Genomic DNA, 20582 nt, shown 5'->3' on the forward strand with positions numbered 1-20582 from the left:
GCGCCTCTGCGTCATTTTTTTTTGTTTGCTCTCTGTGCATAACACCGCCACAGCCCCGCCAGGGTCAGAATGAGGCAACCCCATGGGAAAAGATACCCCCAGCGGACATAGCAGGTCAAGCCATCCAGCAGGGCGACCGGCTGACTGCGGGCGTACTCGGTAAACAGGGGGGAAGCCCCCTGGATGCGCCCCAGGGGGTCGATGAAGGCGCTGATTCCGGTGTTGGCAGCCCGCACCAGGGTTTTTCTGGTCTCCACCGCCCGGAACACTCCCATGGCCAGATGCTGCCAAGGGGCGCTCGACCTGCCGAACCAGGCGTCGTTGGTAATGGTGACCAGCAGATTCGCCCCTGCCTCCGCTTGCTTACGGGAAATCTCCGGAAAGATGCTTTCAAAGCAGATCAATACCCCGATTCGGCTGTTCTGGCACGATAAGGGGGTGTTGGTTTGGCCAGGGGCAAAATCGCCCATGGTTTCCACCAGCGGCGAGGCAAAACCCAGGATACGGCGCAAGGGGATGTATTCGCCAAAGGGTACCAGGTGCTGTTTGTCGTAGCGGCCGGTGATCCGTCCGTCCGGGGAGAGCAGAAAGGCACTGTTGGCATAGGTGAGTGGGCCTGTGGCCGAGGTCTTTTCCCGGTGGGGCGCGCCGGTGAGAAGATATGTTTGACGCGGTCGGGTGAGTTCGCTGTGCAGCCGGAGAGAAAGCGGGTGTTCGTAAGGATAAAATGGCAGGGCTGTTTCCGGCCAGACAATAAGTTGCGGTTTTTCGGTGAGGAAAAGCGCATTGCTCAGGCGGAGGTAGGTGTCGATGGTTTCCCGTTGAAAGGCGGGCTGCCATTTTTGATCCTGGGGGATATTGCCCTGGACCGCAGCCACCTCCATCTGTTCTGCCTGGGCAAGGGTTGGCGGGAGGGTATGCATCCGCCAGAGGCTGTAACCCGAGGCCATCAGCAGCAGGACTGCCGCACCAGTGATGAGCGCGGGAGAACTTGCCGCCTTGCGCCGGAGGAACGAGGCGATAAGGGTAAAGATCAGTCCGTTTGCCAGCACCATAAGAAAGGTGAGGCCATGGTGGCCTGCCAGGTCGGCAACCTGGATGAGCGGGGGCAGATTATACTGGGTGTAAGCCAGATCCAGCCAGGGAAAGCCGGTGAACAGCACCCCCCGGATCAGGTCCAGCGCCACCCAACATACTGGAGCGAAAACGAGTAGAGGGAGACGCGATCCTGTTTTGGCGCAGAGAAAGGCGAAGGTTGCCAGATAACAGCTCATGTACAGGGCCAGCAAGACCAGGGCCAGCACTGCGATGGGCAGAGGTACCTGCCCATAGGTGGCAAGGACAATGACGATCCAGTACAAAAGGGGCAGATAATAGGCCAGGCCGCAGATGAGGCCGAGCAGGGCGGCCCTGCGTGGGGATTGGTTGTGAAGGCTCCAGAAAAGGGGGGCCAGCGCCAGCCAGGCAAGCTGGGGCAGGGCAATGACCCCGGGAGAGGCGGATAAGAGCAGAGCGCTGGTCAACAATGCCAGCAGACAGGCCATGCCGAAATGGCTTGCGCGGTCAGAGCGTGGGGATTGGCGATCCATCAGTCGGGCTTGTTCTGGATTTTTACGGTGTGGATGCGCCGTCGGTCGGCGGAGACTACCTCAAAGACCAGGTCGTTGATGAGCATGGTGGCGCCCACCGGCGGCACCCGGTCCAACTGGTGGATGATCAGGCCGCCCACCGATTCGTAGGGGCCTTCCGGCAGGATAATGCCAAAGAAATCCTCCACCTCCTCAAGATTGACCTTGGCATCGGTGAGGAGTATGTTTTTGTTCACCACCTTCCAGCGTTTTTCCGTTTTGTCGTACTCGTCGCGGATCTCGCCGACGATCTCCTCCAACACGTCTTCCAAGGTCACCAAACCGCGCACGCTGCCGAACTCATCGGTGACTATGGCCAGATGGCCTTTCTGGCTCTGGAAATCCTTGAGCAGGTTGACGATCTTGCGGGTGTCCAGCACGAAAAAAGCCGGTTTAACCAGCTCCGAGGCTGCAGGCATGGTGGCGGCGCTGAGGCAGAAGGGCAGCAGATCCTTGGCGTGGAGAATGCCGATGATATTGTCCGGGGAATCCTGGTAGATGGGGATTCTGGTGTATCCTTCGTCGGTGATCAGCTGGATAAGATCGGCGGCCGAGACCTGTGCCTCGGCGCTGACCATGTCGCTTCTGGGGGTCATGATTTCGCGGACCAGGGTGTCCCTGAATTCCAGGATGGAGCTGATCATCTCCCCTTCCTCGCGGGAGATCAACCCCTGTTCTTCGCCGTCATCGAGGAGTTCCTGGATTTCCTGTTCGATGTCTTCGGTGGTGTCGGGGGCGCGGTTGATGCCGAAAAAATGGAGGATGCGCTTGAAAGGCGAGTCGCCGTTAGCCGGGGGGGGTATGTCCATGCGGGGGTAAGAGTCCTATGGGTATGACAATAAATTCGGGACACCGTAGCTGGTGAACCCGGTAGTGTTGCCCGGTGAAAAAAAATATGAAATCGACCGCAACACGCTCTGGCTAAAGGAAATAGCCTGGGGTGTCAAGAAAAAAAATTGACGTTTATCTTTAAAATCGGTATAAGGGCCACACTTTGACCATGGAAGACATGCTTTCCATGGCCAAGAAATCAAAAACAGGTTCACTATACCATAGAACACCATGCTGTTTCAACAGAATGCGTTTCACGAGATAGAGGGCTTTTTCTCCGGGGGAGTAATGAGGCAGTCGCAACAAGGCCATCATCTTGTCTTGCCGGTGCTTCCCCCCCCTTGTTACAAGACCATCGGAATTCATACTTTTCATTTGCCATAAAAATTAGTAAAAACTAGAAAAAATGGAAACGACGGAGTGATCGTTCTTGCTTTTCCTTTTTTGTTTTATGGGGAGATGGTGAACGGTGCTGCCTGCCCCGCAACCGATATCGAGGGTTCGCTTGAAAGACAAGGTTTTGATTGCAAATCGGGGTGAAATTGCCCTGCGGATCATGGAGGCCTGTAAAGACCTGGGCCTGGATTATACTGTGATCTACACCGCAGCGGATGAGGAATCCGAACATGTGCGCCGCTGCCTGGACAGCCAGAGCAATGTTCGCCGGGCCTGGCGGGTATCGGCCTATACCGATCCCAACGATATTCTTTCCGTGGCGGATCACACCAATTGCACTGCCATCCATCCCGGCTACGGCTTTTTCTCCGAAGATTTCCGTTTTGCCCGGCGGGTTACGATCCGCAATCGGCCCCTGATCTTCATCGGCCCGAAATGGGAAGTGGTTAAGGATCTGGGCGACAAGATCAATACCAAGCGGGTTGCCAACCGCCTTGGTATCCCGACCATTCCCGGCACCGACGGCCCCATCTATAACGAGATGGAGGCCGAGGATATCGCCCTCCATCTTCTGGAAACCCAGGACGGCGAGAAGATCAAGAATCCCTCCATCCTGGTCAAGGCCGCGGCAGGCGGCGGCGGCATGGGGATCGAAGAGGTCTACCAGATCGAGCAGTTCCGCCGCATCTACCGCCAGGTCCAGAACTATGCCAAACGCCAGTTCGGCGACGGCGGGGTGCTCATCGAGCAGCGGATCCGCGACTTCAACCATCTTGAGGTGCAGCTGGTCTGCAGCCGGCACGGCGAGCGGGTGCATTTCGGCACCCGGAACTGCACCATCCAGAGCACCGGCCGCCAGAAGCGGCTGGAGGCTGCGCCCGGCTTCGACAACTCCTGTTTCACCTACGATTTTAATGGTCAAGAGGTGCTGGACAAGGTGGTGGAGTACTCGCTCAAGCTTGCTGCCCATGTCCGTTACGATAACGTCGGCACCTGGGAGTGGATCGTCACCCGGGACGGCCAGCCCTATCTCCTTGAGGTCAACACCCGAATCCAGGTGGAAAACGATGTCTCCGCCCGGGTCAGCTACATAAATAACAAGCATCCCAACCTCATCCGCGAACAGATCCGGCTGGCTCTGGGCGACAAGATGGGGTACAGCCAGAGCGATATCGCCTCCCGGGGCGCGAGCATCGAGTTTCGAATCGTCGCGGAAGACACCGCTCGGGGCTTTGCTCCCTGGATCGGGACGATCTCCAAGTTCTCCTACCCCAAGTACGACTGGTCCGCGGTTTACAGCCATGTACCCACCGACCGCTCCTATGCCATCCCCAGCGAGTACGATCCCAACCTGGCCCTGGCCTTGGTCTGGGGCGACACCATGGAAGAAGCCAAGGAAAGGGGGCGGAAATTTCTGGCGGAAGTGGCCATCGAAGGCAGCAATGCCGCAGGTGGCCAGATCATGACCAACCTTCCCTATCTTCAGGAAAACATAGCCCGATTGCTCACCTTTTGATGAGTCAGCAGTTTAAACGGCGCAGGTAATTACTTTATGGAAGATTTACGAAAACGGCTGCTTAAGGTAGAAGAACGCACCAGCTATCTGAGTCAGATCAAGGATGGCGTGGAATGGGGCAATCTCTCCGGCCTGCGTGAAAAATTTGTCACCCTGCGGGACAAGTTCTACGAATACACGGAAGAGCAGCTCTCCGAGGAAATCGGGGCCTTTGAGGAGTCCCTCTCCTTTCTCGAGGCCCGCTGCGAAGAGACGCTGACCTCCATGGACCGGGTGCGCATTGTCCGCAATCCCCATCGGTTTTCCTTGAAAGACATCCTTGAGAATGTCTACGAGGATTACACCGAACTTGGCGGCGCCGAGGAAGTCAGCATCGATCCTTCCATGGTTGCGGCCAGGGCGAGCATCATGCGGAGGGTAAAAAACAAGTCGGTGATGCAGCAGGTCATGGTCATCGGCCACGAGAAGGGGCATGGCGAAGAATACCGCAACGGCGGCTGCAGCAAGCCCTGGGGCAACGAAAAGGCCCTCCGTTACATGAAGGTGGCCGAAACCGAAGGCATCCCCATCCATTTTTATATCTTCACCCCCGGTTCCTTTCCGGTGGAGGATTATCCCGGCGCCGGTCAGCAGATCGCGCGGAATCTCTACGCCATGGCCAAGCTGCGGGTGCCGATGATTTCCGTCACCTCGGAAGGCGGCTCCGGCGGGGCAGAGGCCGTGGGCATGACCGATGCCCGGCTGATGTTTTCCCACGGCTACTACTCGGTTATCTCTCCGGAAGGCGCAGCCGCCATCGAGGGCAAGATTCGCGAGGGCGAGAAGATGCCCAAGGAGCTGGTGGAGGCCTGCGCCAAGAATCTGCACATCACGGCGGCGGAAAACCTCAAGCTCGGGACGATCGACCGGATTGTCTACGAGCCGCCCCTGGGCGCCAAACGGGACGACTTCGGTTTTTTCCGGCAGCTCAAGAGCGAGATCATCCGGGCCACCGATGAGGTCGTGCTGAAAACCAAGAGCCTCAGGGCTTTTCGCGCCTATGAATTGACGATGAAGAAGGCGGAAGAGCAGGTCGTTGAAGAACCGCATATCGAGATCTCCTGGGATCTCAATGAGGATGAGGTCAAACGGCTGCTCAGTTACCGCTCGAAAAAATACCGGGCTATGTCCTGTAAGGCCTATTCCGAAGAGGGCTCGGCCTGTTCCGCTTTCTGCCAGAAGGCAAAAAAGAGTATAGCCAAACTGTATTACACCTTCCGTTATGATCTGTTGAAGAGTCAGCAGAAACAGGTGAAAAAGGTTTTTCAGGATGTGTCCGGCGAGGGTTCCGTGCTGCTCAAGCAGGTTTCCTCCCCGTTCAGCGCGGCCTATGATTTTATTTTGAAAAAACCCGGGCTTCGTCCGGGCAAATCTCCTGTTGCCGGCAGCGGTGGCGGGGAAGACCCCATCGAGTTCGGGGATATCTATACCAGTCCGCTGGCCAACGAGGATCGAACCGTGACCTGCCCCAATACCGAGAAACAGGGATGCAAGGATCTCTGGGTCCCTGATCTCTATGGCGAATTCGGCGGGGTCTGTGAAAATTGCGGCCATCATTTCCCCTTGGAATATCAATGGTATCTCAAACATTTGTTTGATCCGGATTCCATTCGGGAATTCAACGCCGGGGTTTGCGCGGGCAACCCCCTGGTCTATCCCGGCTTTGAAAAGAGGTTGCAAGCCGCCATCGCCAAAACCGGGCGGAAAAGCGGCATCATCACCTTCGACGCCAGGGTCATGGGCGTTGATCTGGTGGTGGCCATGCTGTACAGCGATTTCAGAAACGGCACGGTCGGGGCAGCTGAAGGCGAGAAATTCGTGCGGGCCTGTGAATCGGCCAAGCTGAAACGGCGGCCTCTGCTTGCCTATGTGCACACCACCGGCGGCATCCGCATCCACGAGGGCACCCTGGGCGTGGTGCAGATGCCCAAGTGCACCATGGCGGTGCGGGAATACATCGACTCCGGCGGTTTGTACATCGTGGTCTACGACAACAATTCCTATGCCGGGCCGGTGGCGAGTTTTCTCGGCTGTTCGCCGTATCAATTCGCCATCCGCTCCAGCCGGGTCGGTTTTGCCGGGCCTCGGGTTATCCGGGACACCACCGGAGAGGACATCCCGCCCGATTACCATAACGCCCGCAAGGCCCTGCAACGTGGACACATCCAGGGCATCTGGGACCGCCGGGAGTTCCGGCGCAATCTCCATAAGTCCCTGCTGACCATGGGCGGCAGCAATCTGTATTATAGGTAAGCTGACAGCTGATAGCTGACAGCTGATAGCTAACTGCTAACTCACAACGGTTTGCGATGACTGACGAAATAGATTTCGACGCAATAATTGGCAAGTATCGTTCCGATCCTTTTGATTATCTGGACGTGCGGACCGCTCATACCGGCCAGGTCCGGTTCCGGGTGAAGGAAGATGCCGAGGTGGAAGGGCCGTCCGGCGAGTGGCACCATGTCCGGGGCACCCTGCTCTATGAAATGCTGCGGGAGGGGAACCAGAAGAAGATTTTTTCCTCAAGCAACGGGGTGGTTTCTTTTATCCGCAGCGACCTTGAGGGGCAGTTTGTCGAGGCAGGGGAGAAGATTCTCACCATCCGGCATCCGCTGAAAAAGCGCGAAATCATTGAGAATATTCTCCGGCAGGTGCTGGAGCCCTTCAATGCGCCCGAGCGGGCCAAGTATTTCTTTTCCCTCGACCTGCAGGCCAAGATCGACAAGCACGGCCAGCGGGGGGTTTCCATCAAGCCCGGCGACGAGATCCTTACCATGTCCCTGATGAAGCGCGACACCCCGGTCTACTATGCCGGGGAGCCGGGGATCATCCATTCCGTCTATTTCCAGCCGGGGGTCAGCGTGTCCCAGGGCGAGCCGCTGCTGGGCATCTGTTCCCAGGAGAAGCTGCCCATGATTCAGAGGATTATCACCCGCGTCAAAGCTGAATGGGAGTAACCGCCCAGCAGCACCACATCTGCTTTGTCATCGGCCGGCTCGTGTGCACCAGCACACTTCGCTGGCCTCTTTCGCGCATCTGCGGCACTGCTGGACGGTTACTCTCTCTGGCTGTTTGAGTCTGTTTTTTTGATTTTGGTTAAATAAAACCAATGGTTGAGCCTCTTTCCTTCCAAGCCGTTCAGCAACTCATCTCCGCCGAGGAGATTTCTTCCCGTTTGCTCCATTATCCCGCCGAAGTTGTCCAGGCCGTGTACCGCTACGGCGCGCCGGTGGGCAGCACCATCCTTCATCTGCCCCAGGCCGAACGGCTTATGCCTCTTGCCCGGCAGCGGATCAACGAATATGAGGCCCGCGGCCATTCCTGCCCCAGCGGCATGGTCTTTCTTGCCGACGAACTCAGCGATGGCCGCGGCCGATTCCAACGCTCCTGGCATGCGCCGGTGGGCGGTCTCTGGCTGACCTTGGTCATGGCCAACACCTTGTTGCCCGAGAGCATGCGTCTCTATCCCCTCGCCGCCGGTATGGCCTGCTGCGAGGCGATCCGCAGTTATGGTATCGAGGCGCGTCTTAAGTGGGTCAACGACGTGCATGTGGCAGGGCGCAAGATCTGCGGGGTGCTCTGTGAATCGTTTACCAGCGCCACGCATGGTGAGGAATATGTCCTGATCGGGGTGGGCCTCAACGTCAACAACTTGGCTTTTCCTTCCGAACTGGGTACAACGGCGGTGTCCATGAAGGAGATCCTCGGGCGCGATACCGATCTTGCCGGTTTTGCCGCCCGGCTGCTGGCCAAGTTTTCCTGGGCTTTCGGCCTGCTCTGTTACGACGAGGCCCAACGGCTTGACGCGGACGACGGTTCCGGCGCCGACCTGCCGGAGAGCCTGCTGCTTGGTGCCTGGCGCGAGCTGAGCGACACCGTGGGCCGTAAGGTCTGGTTCGGCTTTGATGTCCAGCAAGCGCCCCAGTATCAGGCGGAGGTGCTGGGTCTTGCCCCGGACGGAGGTATCATTCTCAGGCATCTTGAGAGCGGGGCCGAGATAGTCGAACATTCCGGGGAATTGTTGTATATTGATTAATGCTTTCTCCTGCCACTCCAGTTTCAGTCATCATCCCCACCCATAACCGGGCCGGTTTTCTGGCCCAGGCCATTGATTCGGTTCTCGGGCAGACCTACACCAACTTCGAACTCATCGTGGTGGACGACGGTTCCAGCGACGAGACCCAACCGTTGCTCGCCTCTTACGGCAAGGCCCTCATCACCCTGCACCAGGAAAAACGGGGCCCGGCCGCCGCCAGAAATGCCGGGATCAGAGCGGCCCGTCATCCCCTCCTCGCCTTTCTCGATTCCGACGACCAGTTTGCCCGGAACAAGCTGGCCCTCCAGACCGCCGCCATGGAGGCGCAACCGGACCTGCTCATCTCCCACACCCAGGAAACCTGGTTTCGTAACGGCCACCATCTCAACCAGAAGAAACACCACACCAAGGCGGGCGGCGATATCTTTGCCCGCAATCTTGCCCTCTGCATAGTGGGCATGTCCACGGTCATGGTCCGGCAAGAGTTGTTTGACCGGGTCGGGCTGTTCGACGAAAGCTTCCCCTGCTGCGAGGATTACGAATTCTGGCTCCGTGCCAGTGTCGCGCATCCCTTTCTCCTGGTGGATGCGCCGTTGACCGCCAAGCACGGCGGCAGGCCGGATCAGGTCTCGGTGCAGTTTCAAACCGGCATGGATCGCTTGCGCATCCGGGCTCTGGAAAAGATTCTTTCCTCCTTCCCCCTCACCTCCGCTCAGTCCCGTCTTGTCTGCGAGGAGCTAGTCCGCAAGGCCGTGCTCTACGGGAACGGCTGTCTCAAGCATGGCCGTCTCGAAGAAGGCCAATGCTGTCTCGCCCTTGCCGCCAGGTATTCCTAGCTGCCTGTGTAGCCTGTTCAAGATTACTCCGCATTCTTTGTGTTTGACATTACTTGCTGAATTTTCATAGCATGGAGATATGGGTGTTTGCACCTATATGGCGCATCGTTCCGCCAAGGAGCGGAGGTGTTCCTATTTCATGGTTTTTGCTTGCCCTTTGCGGGGCTTTTTTTACGAATCATTTATTGCAACAAGGGGTGCGGCGTATGCTGAAGAACATGAACATCGGACAAAGACTGAATGCGGCTTTCGGTTGTGTGCTGCTCCTGTTGGCGGCGGTGGCGGCGGTGGGCTATTTCAATGTCAGCAGGCTGGATGCGCTGATTATGGGGGTGGTGCATGATAAGTTCCAGAAGGTGGAGCTGCTCACTGACATGCATGAAGACGCCAACGTCATTTCTAGGGCTCTGCGTAATATGGTCATCCAGCCGGATGGAGAAACCATCAAAAAGGAAGGTGCCCGCATTGGTGAAATGCAGGAGAGGATCACCAAGGACCTTGGTCAGCTCCAGGAGGCTGTTCGCTCGGATACGGGAAAAAGCTATCTCAATGCCGTAATCGAGGCCAGAAAGGCCCATAAGGAACAGCTTTCCCTCATGCTGGACATGCTGCACCAGGGGAAGACAAAGGAGGCCACCACCGCGCTGTTCGGCAGATTCAGGGAGGCGCAGACCGCCTATTTCAAGACGTTAGAAGACATGGGCCATTACCAGGCCAAGGAGGTGGAGCGGGTTGGCGAGGATGCGGACCAGCTGGCAGGCTTCACCCGGTGGCTCATTCTGACTATGGGGATCATTGCTCTGTTGTTGGGCGGGGCGCTGGCCTGGTTCATTACCCGTTCCATCGCTCGTCCGATAGCGGCTTGCGTGGAGGCGGCCCACCGGATCGCCGCAGGCAACACCGAGGTGCAGCTCGACACCACCGCCAAGGATGAGACCGGATTACTCCAGGCCGCCATGGCCAAAATGGTGGAGGCGATCAAGGCCATGGCCAATGAGGTTGCCGGGCTTTCCCAAGCGGCGGTGGCAGGTAGGCTAACCATCCGGGCTGACGCGACGAAACACCAGGGGGATTTCAAAAAGATTGTCGAAGGGGTCAACAACACCATGTCCAGGCTGGTGGGGTTGCTGGACACCATGCCTGCACCGGCCATGATTATCGACAATGATTTTACCATTCTTTACATGAACGAACTCGGGGCCAAGGTCGGTGGCAAGACTCCGGCCCAGCTCATCGGCAGCAATTGTTACGATCATTTCAAAACCTCGGATTGCAAGACCGATCGGTGCGCCTGCGGCCAGGCCATGCGGGGCGGACAGGTGGCCAATTCCGAGACCGACGCCCATCCGGCGGCTGGTGTGGATCTGGATATAAGCTACAGTGGTACGCCGCTTCGCGATGAGGCGGGCAAGATCATCGGGGCCTTCGAGGTGGTGAGCGACCAGACCGCGATTAAGAAGGCTGCGCGTCAGGCCCAGAAGGTTGCCGACTACCAGAACATCGAAACCGAGAAGGTCGTCTCTTGCATGAGCAAGCTCGCCAAGGGCGATACCTCCTGCGCCATTACTCCTGCCCCAGGTGACGCCGATACCGCCGAGACCCGCAAGACCTTCCAGTCCATTGCCGATGCCTTTAATGCCTGTACTGCGGTGGTAGGTACTCTGGCCGCTGATGTGGCCATGCTTTCTCGGGCGGCCATGGAAGGGAAGCTGAACACCCGCGCCGATGCCGGCAAGCACCAAGGGGATTTCAAAAAGATCGTTGAAGGGGTTAACAACACCATGTCCAGGCTGGTGGGGTTGTTGGATACCATGCCCACCCCAGCCATGATCATCGACAATGATTTCAACGTGCAGTACATGAACGAACTCGGGGCTAAGGTCGGCGGCAAGACCCCGGCCCAGCTCGTCGGCACCAGGTGCTACGACCACTTCATCACCGCGGATTGCAAGACCGATCGTTGCGCCTGCGGCCAAGCCATGCGAAGCGGGCAAAACGCCAACAGTGAAACCGATGCTCATCCTGGGGGGCTGGATTTGGATATCAGCTATATCGCCACGCCGCTCCGCGACGAGCAGGGTAAGATCATCGGCGCCTTTGAGGTGGTGAGCGATCAGACCGCAATAAAGAAAGCGGGCCGGGTCGCGGAAAAAATCGCCAACTATCAGGATATCGAAACCCAGAAGTTGGTGGAATGTCTTGAAAAGATCGCCGAGGGTGATCTCTCCCTTGCCATCGAAACCGAACCCGCCGATACCGATACCGATTCGGTGAAGCAGGTCTTTGACGGCATTGGCTCGGCACTGGGCACGCTGATCAACGCCTTGAACGAGATTACCGTTGCGGCCCGCGAGATCGCCGAAGGCAATCTGCTGGTGAAGATGAAGAAGCGGAGCGAGCAGGATGAATTGATTCAGTCCCTGCAGGAGATGGTCGAGAAGATCAAGGAGATTATCACCGATGTGCGCGGTGCTTCGGATCAGGTGGCCAGCGGCAGTCAGGAGCTGAGCAGCAGCTCCCAGCAGGTCTCCCAGGGGGCCAGCGAACAGGCCGCCGCAGTGGAGGAGATTTCCTCGTCCATGGAGGAGCTTGCCAGCACCGTGGCCCAGACCGCCGATCACGCCCGGCAGACCGCGGCCATTTCCACTAAGGCTGCGGCTGATGCGGTGGATGGCGGCAAGGCGGTTGGGGAAACCGTGGCGGCCATGCAGCTCATCGCCACCAAGATCGAACTCATCGAGGAGATTGCCCGGCAGACCAATCTGCTGGCCTTGAATGCCGCCATCGAGGCGGCAAGAGCCGGGGAGCACGGCAAGGGATTCGCCGTGGTGGCCGCGGAGGTGCGTAAGCTTGCCGAGCGTAGCCAGGTATCGGCCCAGGAGATCAAAGGGGTTGCTTCGGCCAGTGTAGAAACTGCTTCCAATGCGGGCAAGCTCATCAACGAGATTGTGCCACAGATCCAGAAAACCGCAGAGCTGGTCCATGAAATCGACGCGGCCAGCAACGAACAGGCACGGGGCATTGACGAGAACGCCCGGGCCATCCAGCAGTTTGACCAAGTGATCCAGGCCAACAGCGCCGCAGCTGAGGAGATGGCCTCCACCAGCGAGGAGCTGACCGCCCAGGCAGCCCACCTACAGGAGACCATCGCTTTTTTCAAGGTGGAGGATGAAGCGAGGTTCCGGCCCCAGGCGGGGCGGCCTCTGCCCTTACCTGCCTCGATCATCCCGGCAGCGAAAAAAAAATCCGGTAGCGGCAAGGGCAAAGGGGTGAAGCTCTCCCTGCCCGGTGCCGGTGATGGTGATTTTGAGCGGTATTGAATTTGTTTGGTATTCTCCATTCGTTCAAAAGAAATGCCCCCATGCCGGGGGCATTTCTTTTGGCAGCGACTGTTCATCACGATCATTCCGAAGATGAGCGAGCTGTATTCTGATCTGGCCCGTTGTCTCTCTGGCTTTTTTAAATCTTGCGAATACTCGGGTTTTCTGCCTATCTTTTATATGTGACTTTTTCATGATCGGAATCAATACGTTGGGAGGTGGTGCATGCGGTGGAACGATGTGAAGATCGGCAAGAAGATGATGATCGGCTCCGGCAGTATCCTTTTTCTGTTGATTGTCGTTGGCGCCTGGTCTTTCTGGGGATTGGGCAGCGTGGTGCGGGACGGGATCGAGGTGGCCAACGGGAACGCGTTGCGCGGGGAGTTGCTGCAACGGGAGGTTGACCACTTGAACTGGGCAAAGAAGGTCTCTGCCTATGTGTATGATGGCAGCGTCCCCGAGCTGGAGGTGGAACTCGATCATACCAAGTGCGGCTTCGGCAAATGGTATTACGGCGAGGGCAGGAAAGAGGCCGAAGCCTTGTTGCCGCTGCTCCGTGAGCCCCTGGCTGAAATTGCCGACCCCCATCAGAAACTTCATGAGTCGGCGGTAAAAATCAAGGAGGTCTTCCGCAAAAAAGAGAGTCAGGACGGGCGGCAACAGGCGGAGCACATCTATAGCACCGACACCCAGGCCAACCTGACCAAGGTGCAGGCCCTTCTGGGCAAAGTGACAGGACTGGCCAAGGATAATATTCTTTCCGAAAAGCAGATGATCCACAATGCCAAGACAACCAGGATCGCCATCGTGATCATTGGGTTTATGGCCATTGTCCTTGGGGTCGCGGTTTCCCTGTTCTCGGCAAAATCCATTGTCAGGCCCATTGATTCCGTGGTGGCGGTGAACAATCGCTTGGCGCTTGGAGACGTGAATGTTGCCATTGAGAACAATCGGCAGGACGAAGTGGGGTTGATGCTCGCCTCCATGAATGTCATGGTCGGCAATCTCAAGGAGACAGCTCGGCTGGCGGAACAGATCGCCATCGGCGACCTGGATGTGCGGGTTAATATCCTTTCCGACCAGGATGTTCTGGGGAAATCGCTGGCCGTCATGGTTGGCCAGCTCCAGGAAACAGCCAGACTGGCCCAGCAGATTGCCCTCGGCGACCTGGACGTGCAGGTGAAGATTCTGTCCGATAAGGATGTGCTGGGAAAATCCCTGGCCAGCATGGTGGAGAATCTCAAGAAAACAGCAGCCCATGCCGAGCAGATCGCCGCAGGCGACCTGCGGGTGGATGTGACTCTTCTTTCCGAAAAGGACAGCCTCGGCAAGGCTCTGTCTGCCATGGTCATAAAGCTTCGCCAGGTTATCGGCGATGTGCGGCTTGCCGTCGACCAAGTCACAATGGGCAGTCAGGAATTGAGCAGCAGTTCGGAGCAAGTTGCCCAAGGGGCCAGTGAGCAGGCCGCCTCAGTGGAGGAGATTTCTTCGTCCATGGAAGAGTTGGCCAGCACTGTGGCCCAGACCGCCGACCATGCCCGGCAGACCGCAGCCATTGCCACCAAGACCGCAGCCGACGCGGAGGCTGGGGGCAAGGCGGTGGGAGAAACCGTAGTGGCCATGCAGCATATCGCGGAAAAGATCGAACTGATCGAGGAGATATCAAGGCAGACCAACCTGTTGGCCTTGAACGCCGCCATTGAGGCGGCCAGGGCCGGGGAGCACGGCAAGGGTTTTGCCGTGGTGGCTGCGGAGGTAAGAAAACTGGCGGAACGCAGTCAGGTTTCGGCCCAGGAGATAAAGGGGGTTGCTTCGGCCAGTGTAAGAACCGCAGCCAATGCCGGCAAGCTCATCGAGGAGATTGTGCCGCAGATTCAAAAAACCGCCGAGCTGGTTCATGAGATTGATGCGGCCAGTAATGAGCAGGCCCGGGGTATCGAGGAAAACGCCAGAGCCATCCAGCAGTTTGATCAGGTGATTCAGTCCAACAGCGCGGCGGCCGAGGAGATGGCCTCCACCAGCGAGGAGCTGACCGCCCAGGCGGCCCAGATGCAGGAAACCATCGCCTTTTTCCTGGTGGAAACAGCAGGCGAAGTTCGTCCTCAGGCTCGAACTCTGTCCCTGCCGGCCTCTCCCTGTCGGGCAGGGAAAAAAGCAATCTTCGGCAAGGGCAAGGGCGTGAAGCTTGCCTTGGAAACGAATAAAGAGGAGGAGTTCGAGCGGTATTGATTCCGGATGCTTCCCACACCAGACGAAAAACGCCCTCATGCCGAGGGCGTTTTTCGTGATGGCAATGATTTTTGCTGAATCAAGACAACCGGCTGTCTCTGCTTTTTATTCTTTGACGTGGTTTATTTCCCATGCGTATAATTATTTCGTGTGGGTAGTTATACGGAATGTTATCTGGGGATGCTTGGCGGACAAGGAGCGTTAAGATGCTGAAAGAAAGATTTAAGGATATGGGGATCGCGGCAAAATTGAATCTGGCCATTGTGGCTGCGGTGCTCCTGCTTATGCTCGGCATGACGGTGGCGATTAACTCCGCAGTGCGCAGCGCCCTGATCGAGCAGGGGGATACCTTTGTCAGCACCATGCGGGAGCAGCAGAAAAACGAAGAGGAACTGCTGCGGCAGGATCTTGTTTTAAAGGGGAAATCCTTTGCCGAGATGCTGGCCAAGGTTGGCCAGGATCTTCTCCTCAACTACGAGTATGCATTCCTGGAGAAGATCGTCCAGAGTGTGGCCAATGATCCGGATGTCGCTTTTGTCGTGTTCAATGACAAGGACGGCAAGGCCGTCACCACCTCAAGCGTCAAGCCCGAGGCCTTTCCTGCCCAGAATGTCTTGGACAAGGAGATTCTGGCCGGGGAGCAGAAGGTCGGCTCCGTGGTCATCGGTTTGAATTTTGCTGCGGTGGAGAAAAATATCGAAAAAACCCTGGCCCAGGGCAATGCGGTGATCGCTGCGGCCCAGCAGAGGCAAAAGGATGTCCTGCTGCGGATTGCCCTGAGCATCGTCGGGTTCGCGGTGGTGGGGGTTTTGCTCATCGGCGTCATTGTCTATTACACCATCCGCTATATGGTCAAGCCTCTGATTCAGGCGGTGGCTAATATACGACTTGTGGCCCAGGGTGATTTGGACGTAGAAGTCGCCAGTACGAGTGGGGATGAAATCGGCCAAATGTGTGTGGCCATGCGCGGCATGGTCGAAAATCTCAGGGCCACGGCGGCAATGGCCCAGCAGATCGCCTTGGGTGATTTGAATGTACAGGTGAACATCCTTTCCGAAAAAGATCTCATGGGCATATCTTTGGCCAAGATGGTGGCAAATTTAAAGGCCAAGGCAGAGCAAATTGAAAAGGGGGATATTGGCTCCAAGGTGGAGCTTCTTTCGGAAAATGATATGTTCGGCAAGGCCCTGACCACCTTGCTGCAAAAAATACGGGAAATTATCACCGAGGTGCAGATGGCGGCCGATCAGGTTGTCTCAGGCAGCCAGGCGCTAACCAGCAGCGCCCAGGAGGTTTCCCAGGGAGCCAGTGAACAGGCGGCCGCCGTGGAGGAGATTTCCGCCTCCATGGAAGAGTTGGCCAGCACCGTGGCCCAGACGGCGGATAATGCCCGCCAGACTGCGGGCATCGCTGCCAAAGCCGCGACCGATGCGGTTGAGGGCGGAAAAGTAGTGGCGGAAACCGTATTGTCCATGCAGCATATCGCGGAAAAAATTGGATTTATTGAGGAGATCGCCCGGCAGACCAATCTGTTGGCCTTGAATGCTGCCATCGAGGCGGCTCGGGCCGGCGAGCACGGCAGGGGCTTTGCCGTGGTGGCTGCCGAGGTGCGCAAGCTGGCGGAACGCAGCCAGGGCTCGGCTCGGGAGATTAAGGACCTGGCCAGTACCAGTGGGGAAACTGCGAGTAATGCGGGAAGGCTTATCAATGAGATAGTGCCCCAGATCCAGAAGACCGCGGAACTGATTATGGAGATCGATGCGGCCAGCAACGAACAGGCCCGGGGCATTGATGAAAATACCAAGGCCATCCAGCAATTTGATCAGGTAATCCAGGCCAACAGCGCGGCTGCGGAGGAGATGGCTTCCACCAGCGAGGAGCTGGCTGCCCAGGCGGCGCAGATGCAGAACACCATTGCTTTTTTTAAGCTGGATACAGCGGGAGAAGAGATTGTGTCCCGTCCGCAGGCGCGGTTGCAGTCTAAGCCTGCCTCGGCCAGCCCGGGAATGGGAAGAATATCCGACGCTAAAAGCAAAGGGGTAAAGCTGTCTTTGCCTGGCACCGGTGATGGTGATTTCGAACGGTATTAGGGGCAATGTTTTTGTTTTTGAGCAATTTAATCCGGGGGGATGCGCTTTGCAGCTTTGTGGCCAGATGGCTAGGGTTCTGTAAAGTAAATCTTTAGCAAAAGGAGAGAGGGAAATGTTGCAAGATATGAATCTCGGCAAGCGGTTGAGCCTTGGCTTTACTGTGTTGGTGGTGATCATGGTGGCCTTGATCTGGATCGGTTACCGGGGGATGGCGAAGATCAATGATGATCTGGATCGGGTCGTCAACATCAACTCGGTGCGGATAGATGAAATTAATAATGCGAGCATGTGCATGGCCAATACTGGCCTCAATGTCCGTAACATTATCCTGAACACCAATATGGAGAAACGGAAGGAATACCAGGAGCGGATCAGAAAATTTCGCGAAGCATACGAGAAGAGCATGAAAAAGGTCGAGGAGTTGACAACCTCGAGCGATACCAAGGGGATTGAGTTGCAGGATAAGGTCAAGGAGGCCAACAAGACACTGCAAGGCCTGAACAACAAAAGCATGGAACTGGCCATGGCCACCAAGGATGAAGAGGCCGAGCAGGTGCGGACTAAGGAAATCGGCCCTGCGGAGGTTGTCATGCAGAAGGCTATTAACGAACTGCTGGCCCACAATCTGGACCGCAACAAGGCCCGCTACGAGGAGAGTGTCGCAACCTTTAATGCCTCCCGCAACCTGATGCTCGGCCTGGGTGGGGCAGGGCTTCTCCTGAGCATCGGTATCGCCGTGTTCCTTACCCGTTCGATCCTCCGCCAGCTTGGCGCCGATCCCAGCGAGGTGCATGAGGTTGCTAACTTAGTGGCCATCGGCGATCTCTCGCGGGAGATCACCCTTTCTTCAGGCGACACCTCCAGCGTTATGGCCGCCATGAAGAAGATGGTCGATGCCCTCGCCAGCATCACCGCCAACGCCAAGCAGGTTTCCCAAGGCAATCTCATGGTGGAGATGAAAAAGCGGAGCGACAAGGATGAGCTGATGGAATCCCTCGCCAACATGGTCGCCAAGCTGAAGGAGGTGGTCATGGATGTACAGGCCGCCGCCGATCAGGTGGTTGCCGGCAGCCATGAGCTGAGCTCCAGCTCCCAGCAGGTTTCCCAGGGAGCCAGTGAGCAGGCCGCCTCGGTGGAGGAGATTTCCTCGTCCATGGAGGAGTTGGCCAGCACTGTGGCCCAGACTGCGGACAATGCCCGGCAGACCTCAACCATCGCCACCAAGACCGCGACGGATGCCGGGGCCGGTGGCAAGGCGGTGGCGGAAACCGTGACCGCCATGCAGCATATCGCGGAAAAGATTGAGCTGATCGAAGAGATCGCCCGCCAGACCAACCTGCTGGCCTTGAATGCTGCCATCGAAGCGGCCCGGGCCGGAGAGCACGGCAAGGGCTTTGCCGTGGTGGCCGCCGAGGTGCGTAAGCTTGCCGAGCGCAGCCAGGTTTCCGCCCAGGAGATCAAGGGCGTGGCCACCAGCAGTGTGGCTACCGCTACCAATGCCGGCAGACTGATCAACGAGATTCTCCCCCAGATCCAGAGAACCGCCGAACTGGTGCAGGAGATCGACGCGGCCAGCAACGAGCAGGCCAGGGGGATCGAGGAGAATTCCAAGGCCATCGAGCAGTTTGATTCGGTCATTCAGTCCAACAGCGCAGCTGCCGAGGAAATGGCCTCCACCAGCGAGGAGCTTACCGCGCAAGCCTCCCAGATGCTGGAAACCATTGCTTTTTTCAAACTGGATGAGGCAGGGGGGCAAAGGCGTCAGGCAAGTAATCCTGTTGCCGGTGGTCGGAGATCAGGAAAAGCTCCGTTGGCCCTGTCTCATGCAAAAAAAGCGACGCTGGCAGGCGGCAAGCAGACCTCTGTCTCAGGGGCGGGCGGGGCAAGCATTGCCCTGGATGACCTAAAGGATTTTGAACGGTATTGATGCAGGGTAAGCCTTTTAACCTGATGGAGAGAAAATGAAAAAAAATATCAGAAACAAGATGCTTTTCGCCTTTGGCGGGGTCTGCGGGGTCCTGGTGATTCAGCTTCTGGTGAACGGTTTTTTCCAGAGCCAGGTGACTCGCAGCGTGGAAGAGGCCAGGGATAAGGGGTATGGTGGCAATGAGCTGGCCATGGGGATCAAGGTCGAAATGCTCCAGGTTCTGGAGATATTAACCGATGCCGGCGCGGTGCGCACCGTCGAGGTTCTTGCCAAGGCCAACAAGGACGCCGCTGAGCATGTCGCCCGGTTCCGTGAACATGCCGAGGCTTTGAAGGCGCTCCATCCAGAAAACCGCCGCGAGATCGAGGAGATCGAGAAGCTGTTTGGGGGATTTTTTGAAAAGGGTAAACGCACCGCCGAACTCTATGTGAAAGGGGATCTGGCGCAGGGCACCAAGGCCATGGATGAGTTCGACGCCGCAGCCGAGGAGTTGGGCAAGCGGGTGGCCCAGATTGAGGAGGAGATGGAGGCGGAGGCGGCGAACGGCATAGCCGGCGCGCTTTCCACCATCAAGCTGGCCAATATTGTCAGTATAGCCCTGGCCATCGCCATTATTGCCTTTACCATTATCCTGGCTTTTGTTTTTTCCGGCAGGATCAGTTCGGCTCTCGGCAAGATGGTTGGTGTTGCCCAGCGGATTGCTGATGGCGATCTGGCCCACACCAAGATGGAGGTCAACAAGGAGGATGAGATCGGGCAGTTGGCTGAGGCCCTGGACTCCATGGTGCTGAAACTTCGGGAAATTATCCAGGACGTGAGCATGGCTGCGGATCAAGTTGCCGCAGGCAGCCATGAGTTGAGCAGCAGCTCCCAGCAGGTCTCCCAGGGCGCCAGCGAGCAAGCAGCCTCGGTGGAGGAGATTTCCAGCGCCATGGAAGAGTTGGCAAGTACCGTGGCCCAGAGCGCGGATAATGCCCGGCAGACTACGGCCATTGCCAGCAAGGCATCGAAAGACGCGGTGGAAGGCGGCAAGGCCATGACGGAAACCGTGAGCGCCATGCAGCATATCGCCGAAAAGATCGAGGTAATTGAAGAGATTGCCCGGCAGACCAACCTGCTGGCCTTGAATGCCGCCATCGAAGCGGCCAGGGCCGGAGAGCACGGCAAGGGCTTTGCCGTGGTGGCCTCCGAGGTGCGCAAGCTTGCGGAGCGCAGTCAGGTGTCGGCCCAGGAGATCAAGGGGGTTGCTTCGGCCAGTGTGGCAACGGCGACCAATGCAGGAAAGCTCATCAACGAGATTGTACCCCAGATCCAGAAAACAGCCGAACTGGTGCAGGAGATTGACGCTGCCAGCAACGAACAGGCACGTGGGCTTGAGGAAAATTCTAAGGCCATTGAACAGTTTGATCAGGTCATTCAGGCCAACAGCGCGGCGGCCGAGGAAATGGCCTCCACCAGTGAGGAACTTACCGCCCAGGCAGCCCGGCTCCAGGAGACCATCTCCTTTTTTAAGATGGATGACGTCGGAGGAAAAAGGCGTCCGGCCAGCGGGGCGGATACCGGCTACCGCAAGACCGGCAGTAGTTCTCTTGCCTTGCCCCCTGGAAAGGGAGCAGGCAGCCAGGGAATAAAAGCCGCTTTAGCCAGGGAAAGCGGGGCGAAAATTTCGTTGGATGATTTTGAGCGCTATTAATCGGGATGTTGCCCCAAGATACAGCTGAATAGGAAAGGTGA

The 20582-nt window shown here is 57.4% G+C and carries 12 protein-coding genes; 10 read left to right on the forward strand and 2 right to left on the reverse strand.

Annotated elements, in window-relative coordinates:
* Nucleotides 1-11: 11 nt before the first annotated feature.
* Together lnt and ACZ46D_RS02735 are read right to left on the reverse strand one after the other, a co-directional pair.
* Complete coding sequence (gene lnt, locus ACZ46D_RS02730; protein WP_464928512.1) at nt 12-1589, reverse strand: apolipoprotein N-acyltransferase; 1578 nt, start codon at nt 1587-1589, stop codon at nt 12-14.
* The gene (locus ACZ46D_RS02735; protein ID WP_464928513.1) at nt 1589-2437 is read right to left on the reverse strand and encodes a hemolysin family protein; all 849 of its coding nucleotides are present in this window, start codon (nt 2435-2437) and stop codon (nt 1589-1591) included. Before ACZ46D_RS02735 ends, lnt begins: the two co-directional genes overlap by 1 nt.
* Before the next feature lie 527 nt (nt 2438-2964).
* On the opposite strand from ACZ46D_RS02735, the gene ACZ46D_RS02740 reads away from it, so the two are divergent.
* From ACZ46D_RS02740 to ACZ46D_RS02785, 10 genes are all read left to right on the forward strand, one after another.
* Nucleotides 2965-4371, forward strand: coding sequence for a biotin carboxylase N-terminal domain-containing protein (locus ACZ46D_RS02740; RefSeq protein ID WP_464928514.1), 1407 nt, complete (start codon nt 2965-2967; stop codon nt 4369-4371).
* A 36-nt stretch (nt 4372-4407) separates the two neighbouring features.
* The gene (locus tag ACZ46D_RS02745; protein WP_464928515.1) at nt 4408-6663 is read left to right on the forward strand and encodes an acetyl-CoA carboxylase carboxyl transferase subunit alpha/beta; all 2256 of its coding nucleotides are present in this window, start codon (nt 4408-4410) and stop codon (nt 6661-6663) included.
* Nucleotides 6664-6719: 56 nt separating this feature from the next.
* A complete protein-coding gene (locus ACZ46D_RS02750) occupies nt 6720-7367 on the forward strand; it encodes a hypothetical protein (RefSeq protein ID WP_464928516.1) in 648 nt (215 codons plus the stop codon).
* A gap of 152 nt (nt 7368-7519) precedes the next feature.
* Complete coding sequence (locus ACZ46D_RS02755) at nt 7520-8446, forward strand: biotin--[acetyl-CoA-carboxylase] ligase (RefSeq protein WP_464928517.1); 927 nt, start codon at nt 7520-7522, stop codon at nt 8444-8446.
* Nucleotides 8446-9282, forward strand: a complete 837-nt coding sequence (locus tag ACZ46D_RS02760; RefSeq protein WP_464928518.1) for a glycosyltransferase family 2 protein — start codon at nt 8446-8448, stop codon at nt 9280-9282. Before ACZ46D_RS02755 ends, ACZ46D_RS02760 begins: the two co-directional genes overlap by 1 nt.
* A gap of 206 nt (nt 9283-9488) precedes the next feature.
* On the forward strand, nt 9489-12602 hold the full coding sequence (locus ACZ46D_RS02765) for a methyl-accepting chemotaxis protein (RefSeq protein ID WP_464928519.1): 3114 nt from the start codon (nt 9489-9491) through the stop codon (nt 12600-12602).
* A gap of 225 nt (nt 12603-12827) precedes the next feature.
* Nucleotides 12828-14831, forward strand: a complete 2004-nt coding sequence (locus ACZ46D_RS02770) for a methyl-accepting chemotaxis protein (protein WP_464928520.1) — start codon at nt 12828-12830, stop codon at nt 14829-14831.
* A 206-nt stretch (nt 14832-15037) separates the two neighbouring features.
* The gene (locus tag ACZ46D_RS02775) at nt 15038-16921 is read left to right on the forward strand and encodes a methyl-accepting chemotaxis protein (RefSeq protein WP_464928521.1); all 1884 of its coding nucleotides are present in this window, start codon (nt 15038-15040) and stop codon (nt 16919-16921) included.
* A gap of 112 nt (nt 16922-17033) precedes the next feature.
* Entirely contained in the window at nt 17034-18848 is a 1815-nt protein-coding gene (locus ACZ46D_RS02780; RefSeq protein ID WP_464928522.1) for a methyl-accepting chemotaxis protein, read from the forward strand.
* 34 nt (nt 18849-18882) lie between these two features.
* Nucleotides 18883-20541, forward strand: coding sequence for a methyl-accepting chemotaxis protein (locus ACZ46D_RS02785; RefSeq protein WP_464928523.1), 1659 nt, complete (start codon nt 18883-18885; stop codon nt 20539-20541).
* The last annotated feature ends 41 nt before the right edge of the window (nt 20542-20582 follow it).

The sequence above is a fragment of the Thiovibrio sp. Mzg5 genome, from assembly GCF_055379285.1.

Bases quoted from the DNA above. Each gene is read 5' to 3' on its own strand.
- lnt (WP_464928512.1), bottom strand. From the start codon at position 1,589: ATGGATCGCCAATCCCCACGCTCTGACCGCGCAAGCCATTTCGGCATG.
- ACZ46D_RS02735 (WP_464928513.1), bottom strand. From the start codon at position 2,437: ATGGACATACCCCCCCCGGCTAACGGCGACTCGCCTTTCAAGCGCATC.
- ACZ46D_RS02745 (WP_464928515.1), top strand. From the start codon at position 4,408: ATGGAAGATTTACGAAAACGGCTGCTTAAGGTAGAAGAACGCACCAGC.
- ACZ46D_RS02750 (WP_464928516.1), top strand. From the start codon at position 6,720: ATGACTGACGAAATAGATTTCGACGCAATAATTGGCAAGTATCGTTCC.
- ACZ46D_RS02755 (WP_464928517.1), top strand. From the start codon at position 7,520: ATGGTTGAGCCTCTTTCCTTCCAAGCCGTTCAGCAACTCATCTCCGCC.
- ACZ46D_RS02760 (WP_464928518.1), top strand. From the start codon at position 8,446: ATGCTTTCTCCTGCCACTCCAGTTTCAGTCATCATCCCCACCCATAAC.
- ACZ46D_RS02765 (WP_464928519.1), top strand. From the start codon at position 9,489: ATGCTGAAGAACATGAACATCGGACAAAGACTGAATGCGGCTTTCGGT.
- ACZ46D_RS02770 (WP_464928520.1), top strand. From the start codon at position 12,828: ATGCGGTGGAACGATGTGAAGATCGGCAAGAAGATGATGATCGGCTCC.
- ACZ46D_RS02775 (WP_464928521.1), top strand. From the start codon at position 15,038: ATGCTGAAAGAAAGATTTAAGGATATGGGGATCGCGGCAAAATTGAAT.
- ACZ46D_RS02780 (WP_464928522.1), top strand. From the start codon at position 17,034: ATGTTGCAAGATATGAATCTCGGCAAGCGGTTGAGCCTTGGCTTTACT.
- ACZ46D_RS02785 (WP_464928523.1), top strand. From the start codon at position 18,883: ATGAAAAAAAATATCAGAAACAAGATGCTTTTCGCCTTTGGCGGGGTC.